This window comes from Methylophaga sp. UBA5088 (assembly GCF_002414625.1).
Taxonomy (GTDB): domain Bacteria; phylum Pseudomonadota; class Gammaproteobacteria; order Nitrosococcales; family Methylophagaceae; genus Methylophaga; species Methylophaga marina.
This window is the reverse complement of the sequence record NZ_DIAC01000026.1, coordinates 52767-55963: the sequence shown is the minus strand read 5'-3', so window position 1 is coordinate 55963 and position 3197 is coordinate 52767. Positions and strand designations below refer to the sequence as shown.

Below are 3197 nucleotides of genomic sequence, written 5' to 3'. Positions count from 1 at the left end.
GCTACCGGACAAAATCCACTAGCCAATTTTAAATTTGATTCAGGGCAATGAGCGATGTGAACACCCGCTTCAGCGCACCACTTTATTTCATCGGAGGTTAGCTGTGTCATATGAACAGCAAGCAGCCTTGGAGAAAGTAGTCCGATGTGTTGCAAACGCTCGAGCGGCCTTACGCCATATTCCTTCAAACTGTGGGCAACTTCATCGGCAGTCTCATGAATATGCATACTGATGGGCATATCCATTTCTTCGGCATTGGTAATGATCTGTTCCAGAGTTTTGTTTGCCACAGTGTAAGGCGCATGCGGCGAATAAATGGTGTTGATTCGAGGGTGGTGACGATAGTGATCGTGTAGTTGATGCCCCTTATGCAAATATTCTTCTACTGAGCTGGCCCAGTTTGTAGGAAACTCAATGACAACAATGCCCAGACTGGCGCGAATACCTGATTTATCCACGATTCTAGCCGTAGCATCGGGGAAAAAATACATATCATTAAAATAGGTCGTGCCTCCACGTATCATCTCCGCGATGGCGAGTGCACTACCTGCTTCAACAAAGGCATCACTGACAAAGGCATTTTCTGCCGGCCAGATATGCTCATTGAGCCAGGTCATCAACGGTAAGTCGTCCGCTAAGCCTCTAAACAATGACATGGGTGTATGCGCATGGTTATTGATTAAACCGGGAATCAAACAATGCTCACTGAGATCATGGATAACATTTGCAGAATAAAGCTGTTTTGCCTGTTCTTGTGGCAGAAGCGCTACAATACGTGCATCCTTGACAATGATGGCGTGGTTTTCTAACACGGTTTGGTCTTTTGTTACTGGAACTACCCAGCGTGCATTGATGATCAGATCGACATTTTCCATAGACTTCGATTATACCGTTGAGCTGAATGAAAACCTATTCTAAACATTTATCATGACAAACTAATCACAACAAAGATTCATCAAGCATGACAGGAGCTTGTTTTGACCAGATTATTACAGACAATTGAACCCATCTTATGGCGTGATGAACAACTCCATTTGCTTGATCAGCGTGTATTACCCCATACCGAGAACTGGTTGACTTACCATGATTCTGATGCCGTGGCAGAAGCCATTAAATTAATGGTGGTGCGGGGAGCGCCGGCTATTGGTGTCACTGCGGCTTATGCTGTGGTATTAGCGGCAAGAGAAGCCTGGTTCAGTGCAGGTGAAAACTGGCAAGAAGCTGTGGAACCAGCACTAAAAAGACTGGCAAGCTCAAGGCCGACGGCGGTGAACTTATCTTGGGCGATTGAGCGTATGAAACAAGCCTGCGCTACATTGTCTAAATATGAATCACCTGAACCAGTTTTGTTGGCGCTGGCCGATCGCATACACCAAGAAGACATTAAAGCAAATAGAACCATGGGGCAGTATGGTGCTGATTTGCTGGATAATGACAGTATCGTGTTAACGCACTGTAATGCGGGGGCTCTTGCCACGGCGGGTTTTGGCACAGCATTAGGCGTTATTCGTCAGGGCTTCCTGGATGGCAAAATTGAGCATGTCTATGTCGATGAAACTCGGCCATGGTTGCAAGGTAGTCGGTTAACGGCATGGGAGCTCATGCAAGAAGGCATTCCGATGACCTTGCAAGCTGATGTGGCTGCTGGCGCATTGATGGCTAGTGGCCGCTTGGACTGGGTTATTGTCGGTGCTGATAGGATTGCTTCAAATGGTGATACAGCCAATAAAATCGGTACATATTCGTTAGCTGTTTTAGCGAAATATCATGGTGTGAAAGTGATGGTGGTCGCCCCGACGACAACAATTGACTGGTCGCTCGAAAACGGTAACCTGATTCCGATTGAACAACGCATGAGTTCTGAAGTCTCAGAAATAGGTGGGCATGCCATTGCGCCGGTAGAGGTGCCTGTTTCGAATCCGGCATTTGATGTCACGCCAGCATCGTTAATTGATGCCATTGTGACGGAAGAGGGCGTGGTCAGTAATCCATCAAAAGAAAAAATGCAGCAACTAAAAAAGGAGGACAAATAATGACGCAAACAGCACTAGTGACAGGAAGTAACCGCGGGATTGGATTGGAACTCTGCCGTCAGCTTAAAGAAAAAGGGATGCATGTTATTGCAACCTGCCGCAAAGCTTCATCTGAATTAAACGCCTTAAATGTCGAAGTCATTGAGGATGTGGAAGTGAGTCAGCCCAAAAGCTTGGCTAAACTGGCTGAGTCATTAGGAAGTAGAAAAATAGATTGGCTAATCAATAATGCTGGTATTGCCGGTGGGATTGGGCTCGGACAAATCGATGAAGAGGCGATTGATGACTTTGTCAGAATGTATCGTGTGAATAGTCTTGGCCCCTTACTGACCACACAAGCACTACTTAAGCATTTGGGACAAGGGAGTAAAGTCGGCATTATTACTAGTCGTATGGGCTCGATTGATGATAATGATTCAGGCGGAAGTTATGCCTACCGCATGTCTAAATCAGCCGTGAACGCTGCCGGGAAATCTCTGTCGATTGACTTGAAACCCAAGGGCATTGCTGTAGCTATTTTACATCCAGGCTGGGTACGTACCGATATGACCGGCCATGGTGGTTTGATTGATCCCGATGAATCAGCAGCAGGTCTAATCCAACGTATGGAAGAATTATCACTCGAAACCAGTGGCACCTTCTGGCACACGAATGGTGAAATATTGCCTTGGTAAAGTTGTGTTGTTAGATGTATTTCTACCCTGAACTGAGCCGACAGCAGCAAGCGAGTCTGCCGGAGTTACTTGCGCCGGCAGTCGCCTTGGAAGCACAATTTCCTGATAGTACCCATCAGTTGTGGCAGTGTGACACCGCGGATGGCAAGATGATCTTAAAGGTCTGCCATCAGCAACGAGTGCAAGACTCCATGTTTTGGCTGGGAATAAACCATCTGTTTCAGCTCGATTTTCCAAACTCTTTAGGGCGCACGCAATCTATCAGTCAGTTTCTGCAACGCGAGGGCTGGTTTGCCGTTCCTGAGGTGGTAGCTGAACAGGCTGGGCATTATGTCTTGGTTCGTTATCTTGAAGGTGTGGATCTGAGTGCAAATCAGATCGATAACACTACTGTAACTCAGCTTGCCCATCACTGGGGCAAATTACATCAACACCTATCTACAAAATGGGGCAGCATTGAAAAGCCCATATTTAGTGCAAATGATTGGCC

4 protein-coding genes are annotated in these 3197 nt (G+C 46.6%); 3 read left to right on the top strand and 1 reads right to left on the bottom strand.

The features are described 5' to 3' along the window. Positions 1-875 (bottom strand): amidohydrolase family protein (locus tag B4K20_RS03385; RefSeq protein WP_289281882.1); only part of this gene is annotated, 875 nt, incomplete at its 3' end. A 102-nt stretch (positions 876-977) separates the two neighbouring features. On the opposite strand from B4K20_RS03385, the gene mtnA reads away from it, so the two are divergent. The 3 genes from mtnA to B4K20_RS03370 form a co-directional block, all read left to right on the top strand. Beyond that, positions 978-2033: an S-methyl-5-thioribose-1-phosphate isomerase gene (gene mtnA, locus B4K20_RS03380; protein ID WP_289281881.1), complete on the top strand. Its 1056-nt coding sequence runs from the start codon at positions 978-980 to the stop codon at positions 2031-2033. Beyond that, positions 2033-2707 (top strand): SDR family oxidoreductase, encoded by a 675-nt coding sequence (locus B4K20_RS03375; protein WP_289245212.1) that lies wholly within the window; start codon positions 2033-2035, stop codon positions 2705-2707. The genes mtnA and B4K20_RS03375 overlap by 1 nt, the downstream gene beginning before the upstream one ends. Before the next feature lie 14 nt (positions 2708-2721). After that, a partial coding sequence (locus B4K20_RS03370; protein ID WP_289281880.1) for a hypothetical protein occupies positions 2722-3197 on the top strand: 476 nt, incomplete at its 3' end.

Coding starts and splice junctions, on each gene's coding strand:
- B4K20_RS03375 (WP_289245212.1), top strand. CDS start 2,033: ATGACGCAAACAGCACTAGTGACAGGAAGTAACCGCGGGATTGGATTG.